This window comes from Xanthobacter sp. AM11, from assembly GCF_047444035.1.
Taxonomy (GTDB): domain Bacteria; phylum Pseudomonadota; class Alphaproteobacteria; order Rhizobiales; family Xanthobacteraceae; genus Xanthobacter.
This window is the reverse complement of sequence record NZ_JBLAOA010000001.1, coordinates 1-14,523: the sequence shown is the minus strand read 5'-3', so window position 1 is coordinate 14,523 and position 14,523 is coordinate 1. Positions and strand designations below refer to the sequence as shown.

The 14,523-nt window shown below is 67.8% G+C and carries 13 protein-coding genes, 1 tRNA gene and 3 pseudogenes; 7 read left to right on the top strand and 10 right to left on the bottom strand.

Annotated features, from left to right (window positions below):
* Nucleotides 1-55 precede the first annotated feature (55 nt).
* A complete protein-coding gene (locus ACI7BZ_RS00085) occupies nt 56-1,423 on the bottom strand; it encodes a malonyl-CoA decarboxylase (protein WP_414115181.1) in 1,368 nt (455 codons plus the stop codon).
* Nucleotides 1,424-1,741: 318 nt separating this feature from the next.
* Between ACI7BZ_RS00085 and ACI7BZ_RS00080 the strand changes: the two genes are divergently transcribed.
* From ACI7BZ_RS00080 to ACI7BZ_RS00065, 4 genes and pseudogenes are all read left to right on the top strand, one after another.
* Nucleotides 1,742-2,416, top strand: coding sequence for a GntR family transcriptional regulator (locus ACI7BZ_RS00080; RefSeq protein WP_414115180.1), 675 nt, complete (start codon nt 1,742-1,744; stop codon nt 2,414-2,416).
* 119 nt (nt 2,417-2,535) lie between these two features.
* Nucleotides 2,536-4,161 (top strand): GMC family oxidoreductase, encoded by a 1,626-nt coding sequence (locus ACI7BZ_RS00075; RefSeq protein WP_414115179.1) that lies wholly within the window; start codon nt 2,536-2,538, stop codon nt 4,159-4,161.
* Between the two features lie 279 nt (nt 4,162-4,440).
* Nucleotides 4,441-4,517: transfer RNA gene (locus tag ACI7BZ_RS00070), tRNA-Arg, on the top strand.
* A 339-nt stretch (nt 4,518-4,856) separates the two neighbouring features.
* A pseudogene (locus tag ACI7BZ_RS00065) lies at nt 4,857-4,982 on the top strand (IS630 family transposase); the annotation flags it as partial.
* 163 nt (nt 4,983-5,145) lie between these two features.
* Here ACI7BZ_RS00065 and ACI7BZ_RS00060 read toward each other — a convergent pair.
* Together ACI7BZ_RS00060 and ACI7BZ_RS00055 are read right to left on the bottom strand one after the other, a co-directional pair.
* Complete coding sequence (locus ACI7BZ_RS00060; protein WP_414115178.1) at nt 5,146-5,421, bottom strand: DNA -binding domain-containing protein; 276 nt, start codon at nt 5,419-5,421, stop codon at nt 5,146-5,148.
* A 114-nt stretch (nt 5,422-5,535) separates the two neighbouring features.
* Nucleotides 5,536-5,775, bottom strand: a complete 240-nt coding sequence (locus ACI7BZ_RS00055; RefSeq protein ID WP_414115177.1) for a helix-turn-helix domain-containing protein — start codon at nt 5,773-5,775, stop codon at nt 5,536-5,538.
* A gap of 269 nt (nt 5,776-6,044) precedes the next feature.
* On the opposite strand from ACI7BZ_RS00055, the pseudogene ACI7BZ_RS00050 reads away from it, so the two are divergent.
* Both ACI7BZ_RS00050 and ACI7BZ_RS00045 read left to right on the top strand, forming a co-directional pair.
* Nucleotides 6,045-6,236, top strand: a pseudogene (locus ACI7BZ_RS00050) (DUF433 domain-containing protein); the annotation flags it as partial.
* Nucleotides 6,237-6,249: 13 nt separating this feature from the next.
* Entirely contained in the window at nt 6,250-6,738 is a 489-nt protein-coding gene (locus tag ACI7BZ_RS00045) for a DUF5615 family PIN-like protein (protein ID WP_414115176.1), read from the top strand.
* Here ACI7BZ_RS00045 and ACI7BZ_RS00040 read toward each other — a convergent pair.
* From ACI7BZ_RS00040 to ACI7BZ_RS00030, 3 genes are all read right to left on the bottom strand, one after another.
* Nucleotides 6,698-7,027, bottom strand: a complete 330-nt coding sequence (locus ACI7BZ_RS00040) for a DUF736 domain-containing protein (RefSeq protein ID WP_414115175.1) — start codon at nt 7,025-7,027, stop codon at nt 6,698-6,700. The genes ACI7BZ_RS00045 and ACI7BZ_RS00040 overlap by 41 nt on opposite strands.
* A 658-nt stretch (nt 7,028-7,685) precedes the next feature.
* Complete coding sequence (locus tag ACI7BZ_RS00035; protein WP_414115174.1) at nt 7,686-8,126, bottom strand: hypothetical protein; 441 nt, start codon at nt 8,124-8,126, stop codon at nt 7,686-7,688.
* A 139-nt stretch (nt 8,127-8,265) separates the two neighbouring features.
* Nucleotides 8,266-8,433 (bottom strand): hypothetical protein, encoded by a 168-nt coding sequence (locus tag ACI7BZ_RS00030; RefSeq protein ID WP_282642730.1) that lies wholly within the window; start codon nt 8,431-8,433, stop codon nt 8,266-8,268.
* Between the two features lie 315 nt (nt 8,434-8,748).
* On the opposite strand from ACI7BZ_RS00030, the gene ACI7BZ_RS00025 reads away from it, so the two are divergent.
* Nucleotides 8,749-9,111 carry an MmcQ/YjbR family DNA-binding protein gene (locus ACI7BZ_RS00025; protein ID WP_229644806.1) on the top strand — a complete coding sequence of 121 codons (363 nt, stop codon included), beginning with the start codon at nt 8,749-8,751 and terminating at the stop codon, nt 9,109-9,111.
* 64 nt (nt 9,112-9,175) lie between these two features.
* Here ACI7BZ_RS00025 and ACI7BZ_RS00020 read toward each other — a convergent pair whose 3' ends face one another.
* From ACI7BZ_RS00020 to ACI7BZ_RS00005, 4 genes and pseudogenes are all read right to left on the bottom strand, one after another.
* Nucleotides 9,176-10,135 carry a DUF2493 domain-containing protein gene (locus ACI7BZ_RS00020; RefSeq protein WP_414115173.1) on the bottom strand — a complete coding sequence of 320 codons (960 nt, stop codon included), beginning with the start codon at nt 10,133-10,135 and terminating at the stop codon, nt 9,176-9,178.
* A gap of 256 nt (nt 10,136-10,391) precedes the next feature.
* The gene (locus ACI7BZ_RS00015) at nt 10,392-11,438 is read right to left on the bottom strand and encodes a DUF7146 domain-containing protein (RefSeq protein ID WP_414115172.1); all 1,047 of its coding nucleotides are present in this window, start codon (nt 11,436-11,438) and stop codon (nt 10,392-10,394) included.
* Between the two features lie 62 nt (nt 11,439-11,500).
* On the bottom strand, nt 11,501-13,597 hold the full coding sequence (locus ACI7BZ_RS00010) for a ParB N-terminal domain-containing protein (RefSeq protein ID WP_414115171.1): 2,097 nt from the start codon (nt 13,595-13,597) through the stop codon (nt 11,501-11,503).
* Nucleotides 13,598-13,770: 173 nt separating this feature from the next.
* Nucleotides 13,771-14,523: pseudogene (locus ACI7BZ_RS00005) on the bottom strand (DUF932 domain-containing protein); the annotation flags it as partial.

Below are 14,523 nucleotides of genomic sequence, written 5' to 3'. Positions count from 1 at the left end.
TGCGGTCCGGCGCTGCGCCGGTGCCGCTCGGGTTTCATCAGTCTTGCGGGCCGGCTCAGGGCACGGGAACGAGGGCGCGGGAGGTGTCGGCCTTGAGCAGCTTCTTCACCGCCGGGCTTGTCACCACCTCGCCCTTTCCGGCGAAGGCTTCGTGGTTCTTCTCGATGTCCGCCAGCACGTAGCGGTAGTTCACCATCAGGCCCGCCGCCTGGGCGATGCCCTTGGCCGAGAGGTCGCCCATGGGGTTGATGCGCTCCAGCCGGGCGCCGTTGCCCAGGTGGAAGCGCGCCACCGGGTCCACCGGCTTGCCCTTGCTGGTGCGGGCCACCAGGAAATAATAGGCCGCGGCGGCCCCCAGCACCGGGGCGAGGGCGTCGCGCACCTCGGCCTTCTCGGCCCAGTCCGGCGTGTCGAGCAGCGCAAGGGCTTCCCGGTCCGCCGCCGTGATGGCCGGCGAGGCTTCCGCCTTGCGCTCGCCATCCAGCCAGGCCCGGAAGCCGGGCACCGGGGACAGGGTGACGAAGGTGGTAAGCGCCGGCATCTCGCGGGAAATCTCCTCCACCACCTGCTTGATCAGGAAGTTGCCGAAGGAGACGCCGCCCAGCCCGCGCTGGCAGTTGGAGATGGAGTAGAACACGGCCGTGGTGGCCTTCTCCGGCTCCAGCGGCGCGCGGGTCTGGTCGAGAACGGGGGCGATGGCGCCGGGAATGTCCTTGGTGAGCGCCACTTCCACGAAGATCAGCGGCTCGTCCACCAGCGCGGGATGGAAGAAGGCGTAGCAACGCCGGTCCGGGCTGTCCACGCGGGCGCGCAGGTCGTTCCAGTCGCGGATGGCGTGCACCGCCTCGTAGCGGATGATCTTCTCCAGCACGTTGGCGGGCGTGGACCAGTCGATGCGGCGGAGCACGAGGAACCCCCGGTTGAACCAGGACGAGAACAGGTGGCCGAAGTCGCGGTCCACGGCGGCCAGGTCGCGCCGGTGCACCATGGCATCCATCAGGTGCTCGCGCATGCGCACCAGGGAGAGGGTGGCGCCGGGAGCGAGGTTGAAGCGCCGGAACAGCTCCTGCCGCCGCGGCTCGCTGGCGAGGTGCAGCTCGGCCGCCGCCGCATCCGACCCGGTGCGGCCATAGCTGGCGATGGCACGCTCCAGGCGCTCGCGGTCCGGTCCGAAGGTCTCGGCCAGGGCCTCGAACAAAGCGATCCGCTCGCCGGTCTTCATCCGCGCATAGCGGTCGAGGATGTCGGTGGCGAGTGCGACGCCGGACGCCTCGCCACGGCCGGACAGCAGCGACTCGCACCGCTCGATGAGGGTTGCGGCGCGGGTGGCGCCGCTCACGCGGGAGTTGCGGTCGAGCAGGGCGCGCCCGCGATCCGCAATGGTGGTCAGGAGGTCGCCGAAAAAGGAAGTGTTGGAACTCATCGCATCGCCCTCGCCGCTGGTCCGCAAAGCACGCTGCCGGAACGCACATGGGACGGCGGGATGCGGGCGATGGCAAGGCCGCAGATGCCGCGCCGGCACATGTCTTTCGGCGAAGGCCCGCCCGCAGGCTGGCCGGCGCGGCGGCGGGGCGCGGGGGCGCGGGGCGGAATGAGGCGGCGGAGCATCGGCAGGGGAACTCCGTGAACGTGCATGGAGTGAACGACAAGCTGCATTTTATGTCAACAATCATGTATGCAAGAATTTCCCACTTGCATCTTCCTGCGGGACGCGGCTTCCTCGGGCGAAAGGGAGAAACGATTGCGCGGCGACCAGACCCCGAGACTGAGGGAAGCCCTGGAGGATGATATCGTCTCCGGCCGGCTGCGCCCGGGCCAGCGGCTCGACGAGGTGGGCCTCGCCGAGCGGTTCGGCGTGTCGCGCACGCCCATCCGCGAGGCCCTCATCCAGCTGTCCGCGTCCGGCCTGGTGGAGATCCGCCCGCGGCGCGGCGCCTTCGTGATGCTGCTGGGGCCGCGGGAGCTCATCGAATCCTTCGAGCTGATGGCGGAGATCGAGGCCGCCTGCGCGCGCCTTGCCGCCCAGCGCATGGGTCCGGCCGACCGCGCCGCCATCGCCGATGCCCACGAGGCCTGCCGCGCGGCCGCCGCGGAGGGGGACGAGGCGGCCTATTATCCCGCCAACGCCCGCTTCCACGCGGCCATCTACGCCGCCACCGGCAATCGCGTGCTGGTGGCCGAAGCGCTGCGCCTGCAGCGCGCGCTGCAGCCCTACCGCCGGCTGCAGCTGAAGGTGCCGCGGCGCATGGACGCTTCCTTCGCCGAGCACGAGGCCATCCTCGAAGCCCTGTTCGCGGGGGCGGGACTGCGCGCCGCCGACCGGCTGCGGGCGCACGTGCTGGTGCAGGGCGAGCGCTTCATGACGCTGCTGGCCGCCCTCCAGGCGGAGACCGGCGCGGTGGCGGCGGCGGGGTAAGCGCCATTTGTGCACAGGCTGGCGACAGGCGGCGACGGCAGGGCGCGTCCCCCTGCCAAGGTCGGCTTGCCTTTCGGGGCGCCGCTGCCCACTCTCCGCGGCAAAAATGGGAGGACGCCATGGGCCGGGCCGATGTCTCGCAGCCTTATGACTATGTAATCGTGGGCGCGGGCTCGGCCGGATGCGTGCTGGCCAACCGGCTTTCGCAGGACCCGAACGTGCGCGTCGCCGTGATCGAGGCGGGCGGCAAGGACGACTGGATCTGGTTCCACATCCCCGTGGGCTATCTCTTCGCCATCGGCAATCCGCGCGCCGACTGGTGCTTCAAGACCGAGCCGGAGCCGGGCCTCAACGGCCGGGCGCTCTCCTATCCCCGCGGCAAGGTCATCGGCGGCTCTTCCGCCATCAACGCCATGATCTACATGCGCGGACAGGCGGGGGACTATGACCACTGGCGCCAGCTGGGGCTTTCCGGCTGGGGCTGGGCGGATGTGCTGGAGGTGTTCAAGGGCCACGAGGACCATTTCCTCGGCCCCAATGCCGCCCACGGCGCCGGCGGGGAATGGCACGTGGAGTTTCCCCGCCTCACTTGGCCGCTTCTGGATGCGGTGCGCCGCGCCGCCGCGCAGGACGGCATCGCTCCCATCGAGGATTTCAACGCCGGCAACAACGAAGGCTCCTGCTATTTCCACGTGAACCAGAAGACCGGCCTGCGCTGGAGCGCGGCCCGCGGCTTCCTCAAGCCCGCTTTGTCGCGCCCCAACCTCGATCTCGTCACCGCCGGCCATGTGGAAAAGGTGACGCTGGAGGATGGCCGGGCCACCGGCGTGCTGGTGCGCACCGCGGCCGGGCAGGTGCAGCTGAAGGCGCGGCGCGAGGTGGTGCTGTGCGCCGGGGCGGTGGGAACGCCGCAGCTGCTCATGCTCTCCGGCCTCGGCCCGGCGGAGCATCTTCACGGCCAGGGCATCGAGGTGGTGCGCGACCTGCCGGGGGTGGGCTCCAACCTGCAGGATCACCTGCAATTGCGCACCGTGTTCAAGGTGAGCGGCATCGGCACCCTGAACGAGCGCTACCATTCCCTCTTCGGCAAGATGGGCATGGGGCTGGATTTCCTGCTGCGCCGGCGCGGCCCGCTCACCATGGCCCCGTCCCAGCTCGGCCTCTTCACCCGCTCGTTTCCCGACAAGGAGCGGGCGGACCTGGAATTCCACGTGCAGCCGCTTTCGCTGGACAAGTTCGGCGAGCCGCTGCACCGCTTTCCTGCCTTCACCATGAGCGTGTGCAACCTGCGGCCCACCTCGCGCGGCACCATCCGCCTCAAGGGGCCGGAGCCGGACGCGGCGCCGCAGATCCGGCCCAATTACCTCTCCACCGAGGAGGACCTGAGGGTGGCGGCCCAGTCCATCCGCATCGCCCGGCGCATCGTGGCGCGCCCGGCGCTGGCGGGCTTCCGCCCCGAAGAGCTGGTGCCCGGCCCCGCGCTGGCCGATGCCGACGAGGCGAGCCTGCGCCGCGCGGCGGGGGACGTGGGCACCACCATCTTCCACCCGGTGGGCACGGCGAAGATGGGCCTTGCCTCCGATCCGATGGCGGTGGTGGACGAGCGGCTGCGGGTGCGGGGCATCAAGGGCCTGCGGGTGGCGGATGCGTCGGTGATGCCCGCCATCGTCTCGGGCAACACCAACTCGCCCACCATCATGATCGCCGACAAGGGCGCGGGGATGATCCGCGAGGACGCCCGCTGAGGCCCCGCGCCGGCGCCGGCGGGCGTCCGCTGCGCCACCTGTGCGCAGCGCCGCCCACCCTGTTGCCGCCCGCTGCGGCATCCGTTATGAAGACCAAACGGGCATGCCATGCCCTGCATCCGTTGCCCGGCTGAACGAGCGCTGCCTGAAATGGGCGGCTGTGCACCAGACGGTGCGGTAGATGGAATGGAAAATGTTTCGAGTTCAATGGCTTGTGAGAGCCTGGCCGCAGGGCTTAACTTTCGCAGGAAATCCGAGTAAGCACTGCGTAAGCAGCAGGCACCCGTAGCTCAGCTGGATAGAGCGCCGCCCTCCGAAGGCGGAGGCCACACGTTCGAATCGTGTCGGGTGCGCCATTGCAACTAAAGGTTGCTTCGCGTTTCGAGGAAGGCCGCGTCTTCCCATTCTGGCGGCGGAAGCTCATTTGGCCGACCTGGTGTGACCGGGCGCGGCTCGCGCCTGCACCCAGGTCTCTCCAAAATTCGACAATGTATGAGACGCTCGGTTAGCTGGACCCGCTTCTACGGTGGGCATCTAGAGCACGGAAGTCGGCAGACGTCCGATGCCTCCCCCGTCGTGCTCAAATCGTCATTTGCAAACACGAGAGCGAATTTCGATCTGATTGCATCGGCGGGGGATTCCCGAATCGGCTGAAAGCTCATTCAGACTGTCTGCCGGGTCGGAGGCCGGCGGACATGTCGAAGGCTCTGTCGGTCGATCTTCGCGTTCGGGTGCTGGCGGCGCTTGCATCTGGTCTGACACATCGTCAGGCCGGCGAGCGGTTCGCGGTGAGCGCAGCCATCCGATGCCGGGGGCGGTCAGCGTGTCGACATAGTCGTAGGTGGACTGTGATCGCCAGCGGGACGTGTCCAGGAACATGGCATTCTCCGACCGTCAGTCTAGGCAGACTCAGCCGAATGCAATTCTCGCGTGTGCGACGCTGCGGAAGATCCAAATTATGCAACAGGTGTTGCCGTCAGCGCATCACGAGGGCGGGTCGCGATGGCCTTCGCGAACGAGCAGGCGGTAACCGTCCGTGGTCATCCAGCGGGCGCGGGCGAGATGGCTGTCATGGACATGCCGTGCCCGTTCGGGCTCACGATCCGGGTCTAGGCCGAATAACACCGGGACCACCTCGCGCCAGTCCGCCCCGTCTGTCGTGGCGTCCAGGAGGCGCAGATAGAGCGTCATGTGCGTGCGGTCGTAGTCCGTGAGCGTCGAGCTCTCTGGTGGCTCGTCGAGGAAGGTTGCGTCGCTCATCTCGCCCCCCAATTCTTATCTCCAGCCTTGCGAGGGACCGCCATCCGCAGTGTGCTGGTTTGGTCAAGCAAGTTGAAAAGCAAGATACGCGCCGATCCCGGTTCGGATCAGCAGTCACCCTGTCCCGTCATGGACCAGGAGCACCCCCACTCCCTGGTCGGAGTTCAGGAGAACGATCCCTTCTCGCTCGAACGCCCACCGAACCTGATCACGCGTCGTCTCGTACACGTCGAGTCCGCTCTCGGATTCGAGGTGCTTCAACGCAGTCAGCGAGACCCGGGCCTTCTCCGCGAGCGTTTCCTGTGTCCAGCCTAGCAACGCACGCGCGGCCCGCGATTGTCGGGCGGTGATCATGAAGATCACCTCCCATTCGGGCCGATGCGCGCGCCAGAATTACGATTATTTTATTCGCTCTTGATGTGCAGGGCCAGCCCAGTGAGCTGGATTGGTGGGGATTTGACCCGCTCCGGGTAAGACTGATTCGGTCGGCGACTGCATTTGGGGAGGAAGTCACGGCCGGATTTTCCAGGCGGGATCAGCGCCGTCAGTCGCACGAGCGGCACTCGCGATGGGCATCCTTTACCGCGTCGGCGCAGACTTATATATTCTCTTAGAGAAGAATGATTATGGCTACCGACCGCATCTACACTCCGACTGAAGCCGCTGCCGTGAGCGGCATCGCGGTGAAGGCGGTGCACAATGCCATCGACAAGAAGATCGTCGAGACGAAGGCCGATCCGCGGCCGAGCGGCGCGGCCCGACGCACGCTGACCCAGGAGGGACTGCTGCGCCTCAAGCTCTGGCACGGCGTCGGTCCGGCACGGCTGCGTGAAGTTTCTGATCGACGAGTACCTGCACACGTCCCTCGCGGCTGTTGCGCAGACGCGAGGACATGACGCCACCCATGTGACCTGGCTGGGCCTTGGCGGCGAGACCGACTGGAACCTCATGCCTCGGATCGTCGCCGAGGACTTTACCTTCGTGACCAACAATGCCCGCGACTTCCGCAAGCTCTATGCGAAGCAGGAGCTGCATGCGGGTCTCGTTATCATCGTCCCCCAGGCGGTGCCGGCCCGCCAGCGCGAGCTGTTCGACGCGCTGCTGGAGGCGTTCGCGGCCGAGGAGGAGCTCGTCAACGAGGTCCTGGAGATCCTAGAGGAGGCTGGCGCGGTGATCCTCAGACGATTGCGCTTCCGGGCTGACATCCCCAGGTGCCACGGCGCCGGGTGGTGGAAGCCCCGCCCGGACCGTCCGGGCGGGGCATGTCGCGGGAGCCTCAGTCCGCGCTGCGCCGGCCGTTGGGGCGGGACCAGATGAGGCTGTAGCCCTCGGCATCCTCGTCCTCGAAGAGGTTGGCGTAGATGGGGGCGTTGAAGCTCGGGTCGTCGAGCTTGAGGCCCAGATAGTCCCGGCCCTCGTTGGAGCGCTTGCTCCAGGCCGCGCCGATCTCGGCGCGGCCGACGAAGACCCGGTGGCTGGGGGCGTTCTCGCCGGTGCCGCGGACCTCGGGGACGATGCGCACGCCCCGCGCCTGGACCGAAAGGGTGACGATCTCGCCGCTGAACTCGTTCGCGCCGGTCTTCTTGAAGGTGCCGATGGTCGCCATGTTACGTCTCCTGATGTCTGTCCCGAGCCCGCACCATGCGGCCTCGATGGGGATCAAAGGGCCGGAGGCGATCGACGCCGCACCCCGCCGGGGTCCCCGCTGCGCTTGCGCAACGGGGTGGCTCTGGGGCCGCAGCGCCAGCGAAGGATGGCAGCCAGGCGACTTTCTTGGTTCGCGCGAGGAATGGGGGATCCGGGGTCCCCGCACGGCGTGCCGTGTGGGGTGGTCGCCCAGGGGAAGAAAGTCGATCGGCGCCATTGCGGCACAGGCGATCGAGGCGCAGCCGTCGTCTCGCCAGATCCACCCATCGCAGAGGCCACTTCGGTGCGCTCAGACCGACGGGGACCAATCAAGGAGACGTGGCGAGGCTTACTCCACCGCCCCAAGATCGGCGTGATGCTCATGGGATCGGCTGCTCACCCAGGTCCGGGCACGGTTTGCATCGTCCTCGATGTCCCCGGCTGCTCAGGGGGTTCGACCCCTCCCGAGGTCACCGGACGGTGGGACGGAACGGCTTCCGGGCAACGCATCGACGGGCCGGTTTCGGGGCGGAGCCGGCTTCGAGCTGAGCTTGAACACCTCGTCGTTGCCTGACACCGTGGCGATGACCGCAGAGTCGAAGCTGCCTTATGCCCGCCGATCCAGCCGAGAAAGAGGGTCAGGCCCCGGTGATGCCCCGCCCGGGCGGTTCGGACGGGATCAATGCCGTCAACCGCACGAATGCCACGATGCCCACGGCGACCGCGCCGACACCTGAGAAGACCAACTGCCAGGTCTCCGACGGCGTGGTGTGCTTCACGATGCCATGGGTGGCGGCGTAGCCGGCGACGACAGCAGGGGCGACGAACGCCAGCAAGACGACGAGCTTCAGCCAGAGTGGTCGCACGAGGGCGAGCAGCAACTGACCGGTAGTGAATGTCGCACCGGCGGCGACCAGGCCGACGATGACGGCGCCGAGCCAGCCTGCGCCGGAGCCGTAGGCCAAGGTGCCGGCGGTCAGCCCTAAGAAGAACGGCAGGGCAAAGACGGCGAGCGTGAACAGCAGCCAGCACAGAACGCCGATGGCCGCGAGCGACCCGAGGATGGAGAGGACGATCATGGTGGTGGTCTCCCGTGCAAAAAAGCTGACGGTTGCGCCTTCCACCACCACCGCCTCGCAGCCAGAATGATAGCCGAAATCGCACCGTTCCGGGAGCGGAGATCGTCGCGATTCCCGCTCATCGAAGTGGCCGCCCCGATCAAGGGGCGAAGGGATCGATCTCGCACAGGATCGCGGTGGCATCGCCATCGAACTCGTTGGCCGGCGTGACCGAGAGGCTGCCGTCGCCGGCTTCGAAGATGACGATGGCGACCATGAGCGTGGTGGCGAGGCTGAAGGCGAAGGCGTGAGCGTCTTTGAGGGACATGGTCCGGCTCCTGTTCCGAGCGGAGGGCCATCCCCCGCTGACAGGCGCCCGACGTGTCGGGCCGAGAGCCGCAGTCACCGCGAAGGCGTCAGCCGATGCGGCGGCACGCATCGCGTTGCCGACCCCTTGTGGGTTGATGGCCCGAGGCGATCGGTCCGACCAAGGATCAGCGCCCGAAATGCGGGGTGGACCTGCGCGGACAGCGAGGCGTATCCGGACGACGCGGTTCAAAGCCTGGGCTTTGCTCGCTACAAGAGGGGGCTCGGGGCCGATGCGGCGAAGGGGCCCTCGGCCGACCACATGGTGACGAGAGGCATGACCTACGAAGAGTTCAACGCCTTCTGCGCGAGGTTGCCGGCCACGACCCATGTGGTGCAGTGGGGCGGATCACACGTCTGGAAGGTCGGCGGCAAGGTCTTCGCCATCGGCGGATGGCAGGACGACGAGGCGAGCTTCACCTTCAAGGTCAGCGACATCTCCTATGAAGTGCTCAAGGCGCAGCCGGGCCTGCGCCCGGCCCCCTATCTCGCCTCACGTGGCCTGAAGTGGATCCAGCACCACGCGAAGCCAGGCCTGACGGATGCGGAGCTATGCGACTACATCCGGCAGTCGCACGCCATCGTCTCGCAGGGCCTCTCGAAGAAGATGCGCGCCGAGCTGGGGCTTCCATCGGCATAGAGGTGACGTCGCAGCGCGCAGCGGCGTGCGCAGACATTGGCGGAAGGTTGGAGAACGGTGGCGCTCACGCGCCACCGAACCGCCAGAGCGGGATGCCGAGCGTCTTTGCCTTGTCGGCGAGGTTCTGCTGGATGCCGGTGCCTGGGAACACCATGACGCCGATGGGCAGCACCGCGAGCATCTGGTCATTGCGCTTGAAGGGCGCGGCGCGGCCGTGCCTGGTCCAATCGGGCGCGAAGCCGATCTGCGGCACCTTGCGATGGTCGGCCCAGCGAGCGGCGATCTTCTCGGCGCCCTTCGGCGACTTGCCGTGCATCAGCACCATGTCCGGGTGCTTGGAGTGGACCTTGTCGAGGGCGTCCCAGATCAGCTGATGGTCGTTGAAGTCCAGCCCGCCGGTGAACGCAACCTTCGGCCCCCGCGGCAGGAGCACCTCTTGCTCGGCGCGCTTCCTCGCCATCATGAAGTCGCGGCTGTCGATCATCGCCGCCGTCATGGCCTTGTGATTGACCATCGACCCGGTGCGCGGACGCCACGGTGCGCCGCTGTGCTGCTCGTAATGCTCGGCGGCCTGATCGCGCATCAGTTCGAAGGCGTCGCGGCGCTCGATCAGCGTCTGCCCTTCGGCGGTGAGGTGTTCCAGCTCGACGGATCGGACCTCGCTGCCGTCCTGTTCCTGCTGCGAGCGGCGCTGGGCCTGCTCATTGTCGTCGAGGGCGCGTTCGATCCGGCCGGTGGCGCGGTGGAAGAGGTTGACCGTCGACCAGAGGAGGTCGTCGAGGTCGGGCTCGAGGCGGGTGTCACTGAACGTGGCGATCAGGGCGTCGAAGATGTCGGCGACGGCGCCGGCGAGATGGTTGTCTTCGGGCAGGGGCCGGGGGTCGGGCTCGTCCATAGAGGGCCGGTAGCCGTAGAGCTGGAGCTCGGTCAGGACTTGGTCGGTCGGGCAGGAGGCGTGGTGCGGTTCGTCGTGCTCGCTCATGGGAGGTTCCATCGGTTGGACCGCGCCCGTCGCGGCCTTCATGGCGCCGGAAGCCCACGGGCGGGACGGACTGGCAGTCCGAGCGAAGCGAGGGCCTTGATGGCCAAGGCCGGCGATTTTGTTTCGCGATGGAACGGCACGCAGTGCCAACGGAAAATCGTTGGCCGCCGCCATTGCCGGGCCGGCCCGTTTGTGGGCTCGATCGCCCTCTGGAAGGCCGAGGCGCGGTCCTCTCCGGCGGTGGCCGCATCCGAGCGATGCCGGTGACGGCGGGCCGCCTCCCGCGTTCCTGTTCCGGCTATGCCGCGAGAGCCAGGAAGCGACCGACATCCTGTGGGGCGAGCTGGACCCGCGTTTCTGCCCGCAGCGCATCCATGCCGAGCATACGGAGATCCTCGTTGAAGTCCCCGAGCCGAGGTGACAGCACGATCGCCTCGATCCCGGCCGCATTCGCTCGTTCAATGAGACTGTCCCGTGCCGCGTCGCCGGCCGGATCGTTGTCGCGCACGATGTAAAGCCGTCGCAGGGTGTCGGGGAACCGGATGGTGACGAGATGGGCCGCGGAGAGTGCTGCCGCCATCGCCATGTCGGGCAGGACGGTTCGCAGCGAGAGCACGGTCTCGATGCCTTCGCCGGCCGCCATCACCTCGCCCGGCGCACCGAAGCGCACGGTATTGCCGAGCAGGTCGCCCATGGCACGTCGGGGGGTGTCGATCGGCGCCTTGCCGAGGGTAGCCTCGCTGAAGCCGCGGGGATCGAGCCAGGTCCGATGCACGCCGGTGAGGGTGCCGTCGAGGTCGGTGACGGCGGCGATCATCGCTGGCCAGGTCTCGGTGGGCGAAGAGTCGTCGGGCCGGTAGTAGCAGCGCGGGTGAAACCGCAGGGAACCGGTTCCGTGCAGAAGCGTAATGCCGCGGTTGTGTAGATACGTCTCTACGAGCGTGCCCGAAATCGGCTGCGCCATGGCGAAGAGACGCCGCGATGCCTCGGGTGATCTGCTTGGTATGGGAGCGACGCCCCGTGTCAGTGTGGTTGCGTCCGGATGCGGCAAGGCGAGGAAGCGCCGGGCCTCCTCGGCGACGTCCTTGAAGTCGACGAAGCCGAGCGCCTCGCGGATGACATCGAGCAGGTCGCCATGCTCAGCGGTGGCGCCGTCGGTCCATTTGCCGGCCGGGCCTTTCGGAGTTTCCCGCAACCGCACGAACATGGAGCGGCCGGGCGTATTGCGGACATCGCCCACCTGCCAATAGCTCCCATGTCGTCGGCCATTGGAGAGATAGTGGCGGCACACCGCTTCCGCGCGCTCGGCGAGACGGCGCGCCAGATCATGGGGCGATTGCGCCATGATGGCCCTCCATAAGAAAAGGCCCACCGTCGCCGGTGGGCCAGTCGTGCAGGTCGCAGGCGCTATTCCGCGGCAGAGGGGACGGGAGCGTCCGAGGCTTCGTCAGTGTCGTCGAAGTCCTCGCCTTCGACCACGGCCGTTTCGCCGTCGTTTTCCGCCGTTTTCTCGACGACGGAGTCCAGCGCCGTCGTCTCCCCGGTTTCGGGGCTTTTCATGCCGGCCGTGCGCAGCGGCTCGGGCAGCCACCCGGTGTCCGCGAGCAGGGTCTCCGCCTCGGTGGCCATGTCGCCCTTCTTGAGGTGGGCGATCCGCTCGGCGGCGTGCTGGCCCTTCGCCTCCGTGACCGCCTGAAGAATGCGGGCCTTGGTGACGCGGCCGAGAAACGTGTCCACGGTCGGTCGCCAGCCGGCCGCCGCCATGTCGAGGCCGACAGCCTGGGCCAGCCGGTCGGCATGGGCGAGCGCGCGCGGCCGGCGGTTCCAGGCCTCTTGCACGGCATTGACCGAAAGGCTCACGACATGCGCGAAGAGGGCGGACCGACTATCGGCGTCCCAGCCTTCCAGGATGTCCCACAGCTCTGCGGACTCCTTCGGCAAGGCCTTGGCCCAGCTTTCATGCCGCACCCGGATCGCCTCGGCGGCCGCACTGTCGTTCAGGCCCGGCGCCTGCGTGCCGAAGCTGACGCTCTTGAGATCCAGCTCCAGGCAGCTGTCCAGGCCGTAGGGATAGAAGGCCTTGAGGGTCAAAGCGTGGAGCGCCGCGAGGAAGGCCACGTCCGGCTGCTCGCCGAGCGCCTGGCGCAGGCCGAGGGTGTGATGGGCGGTGAGCTCCGCCAGCAGCCGGTCCGAGATCGACGACAGGCCGTCATCCTCCTCGGGTTCCGGCGCCAGGGCATGGGCGGAGACCGTCTCGTCGATGTCGTGGGCCGCCGCCGCCGCGGAGACCTCGCCGATGTCCTCCGCGTCGGGGTCCGCCTCGACCGGCAGTTCGTCCTCCGGCCGGACGTAGCCGCGCTCGATCCGCAGGCGGCCCTCAGGACCGATGCTCACGAACGCGCCGGCACGGGCGACCCCGGCAGGATCAAAGGCCAGCGGCCGCGCGTCCATCGCCTCCAGAGCCGCCTCAAGCTCGCCCAGGCGCGCGTCGACCTCGTCGGGCAGCTCGTCGGCGTCCTGATACGCCTCGGACAGGCGGTTGACTTCCGCCTGTACCGCAATGCGCTCCACCTGCTCCTCGGCGGTCATGGGCACCGGATCGCCGCGCAGCTGGCGCAGGCCGAAGGTGTGGCCGTAGGCGAAGTCGGGAGCAGCCTCGATCCACTTCCAGCCCTCGGCGGCGACCGCTCCAGCTTCCACCTTCAACTTGTCGGCCACCATCCGGTCCACGAGGGTGACATCCTGCAGCCAGCCGCCGTCATCCCCCTGGAACAGGTCGCGCAGCACCGTGCCGCCGGCCTCGACATAGGCGTCGACGCCTATGAACCGCGCCCGCTTGTCACAGGCGCGCACGGCGCCCTCGGTAAGCATCCGCCGGATGACATAGGGCTGCTTGTCGTAGGCCTGCTGCAGCCGATCGAACACCTGCTCCTGGCGCTCATGATCGCCCGACACGGTGAAGGCCATGAGCTGGTCCAGCGACATGCCGTCCTCGGCATAGGTGTCGAGCAGCCTCTGTGAGACCGAGGCGAGCTTCAGCCGCTGCTTCACCACGCCGACGGAGACGAAGAAGGCGGCGGCAATCTCCTCCTCGGACTGGCCCTTCTCGCGGAGTGCCAGAAAGGCGCGGAACTGGTCGAGGGGGTGCAGCGGCGCGCGCTGGACGTTCTCGGCGAGCGAATCCTCCTCGGCGATACCGCCCTCCCGGATGACGCAGGGCACCGGCGCGGTCTTGGCGAGGCGCTTGCGCTTCACCAGCAGTTCCAGCGCCCGGTAGCGCCGGCCGCCGGCTGGGATCTCGAACATGCCGGTCTCGACGCCGTCGGCATCGACGACGGCGCGGACGCTGAGGCCCTGCAGGAGGCCGCGCCGGGCGATGTCTTCGGCCAGTTCCTCGATCGAGACGCCGGCCTTCACGTGCCGGACGTTCGCCTGGCTGAGCATCAGCTTGTTGAAGGGGATGTCGCGCGAGGGCGACAGGGTGATCTTGGCGACGATAGCCATCGGGATGGTCTCCGCGACGGGCGGCCGAAAGCCTCTCTCTCAGCATCGCGTCCGTCACGAAGCGCAGCGCCGCCCTCTGCCTCTGAGGACGGCGCCGCAAAACCGGCGATCCGGAAAGCCGGGACCACACGGAGCCGGAGACACGGCAATCCGCATCTCCGGCTTTCCGGAACTCAGGCAGCCCGGTCGAGCAGCTTCTTCGCCCGCGCCTCCAGATCGAGCCGGGCGTCCTGGTGGGGCTTGTCCCGCGCGACGGCGGTGATGCCCTGCACGAAGTCGAAGACGCTCTCGGGTGGACGGCCCTCCTCCATCAGCACCGTCTCGATGATCCTGGCCGTCTCGGCCTTGGAGAAGCCGCGCTTGCGCAGGAACGCGCTGCGGTCCTCATCCGAGCGGGCCACGATCTTCTCCCGCGCCGCCCTGATGCCGTTGACGAAAGGGAGTGGGGAGGAGTTGGCGAAGCGGGTGAGAGCAGGCGCCGCCTCATGGGCGAAGCGCGAGGCGGCGTATTTGGAGTGACGGATGGTGATCTCCTCGAAATCCTCGACGCCCAAGAGATTGCGGTTCTGGCATACGGCACGCAGATAGAAGCTCGCCATGCCGAGCGTCTTCGCCCCGACCTCCGAGTTCCAGCAGTAGAAGCCGCGGAAATAGAGGTCGGGCGAACCGTCGGGCAGACGGCCGGCCTCGATGGGATTGAGGTCGTCCACCAGGAACAGGAACACATCCCGATCCGAGGCGTAGAGGGTCGTCGTATCCTTGGTGATGTCGACCCGGGGATTGTAGATGCCGGTGGACCAGTCGAGCACTCCCGGTACCTTCCAGCGGGTGTCGCCGGTGCCATTGCCGGCGATCCGCTGCACGGCGGCGACCAACTCGTGGTCAAAGATGCGGCCATAGTCGGGACCGGTGACGGCGCGCAGTTC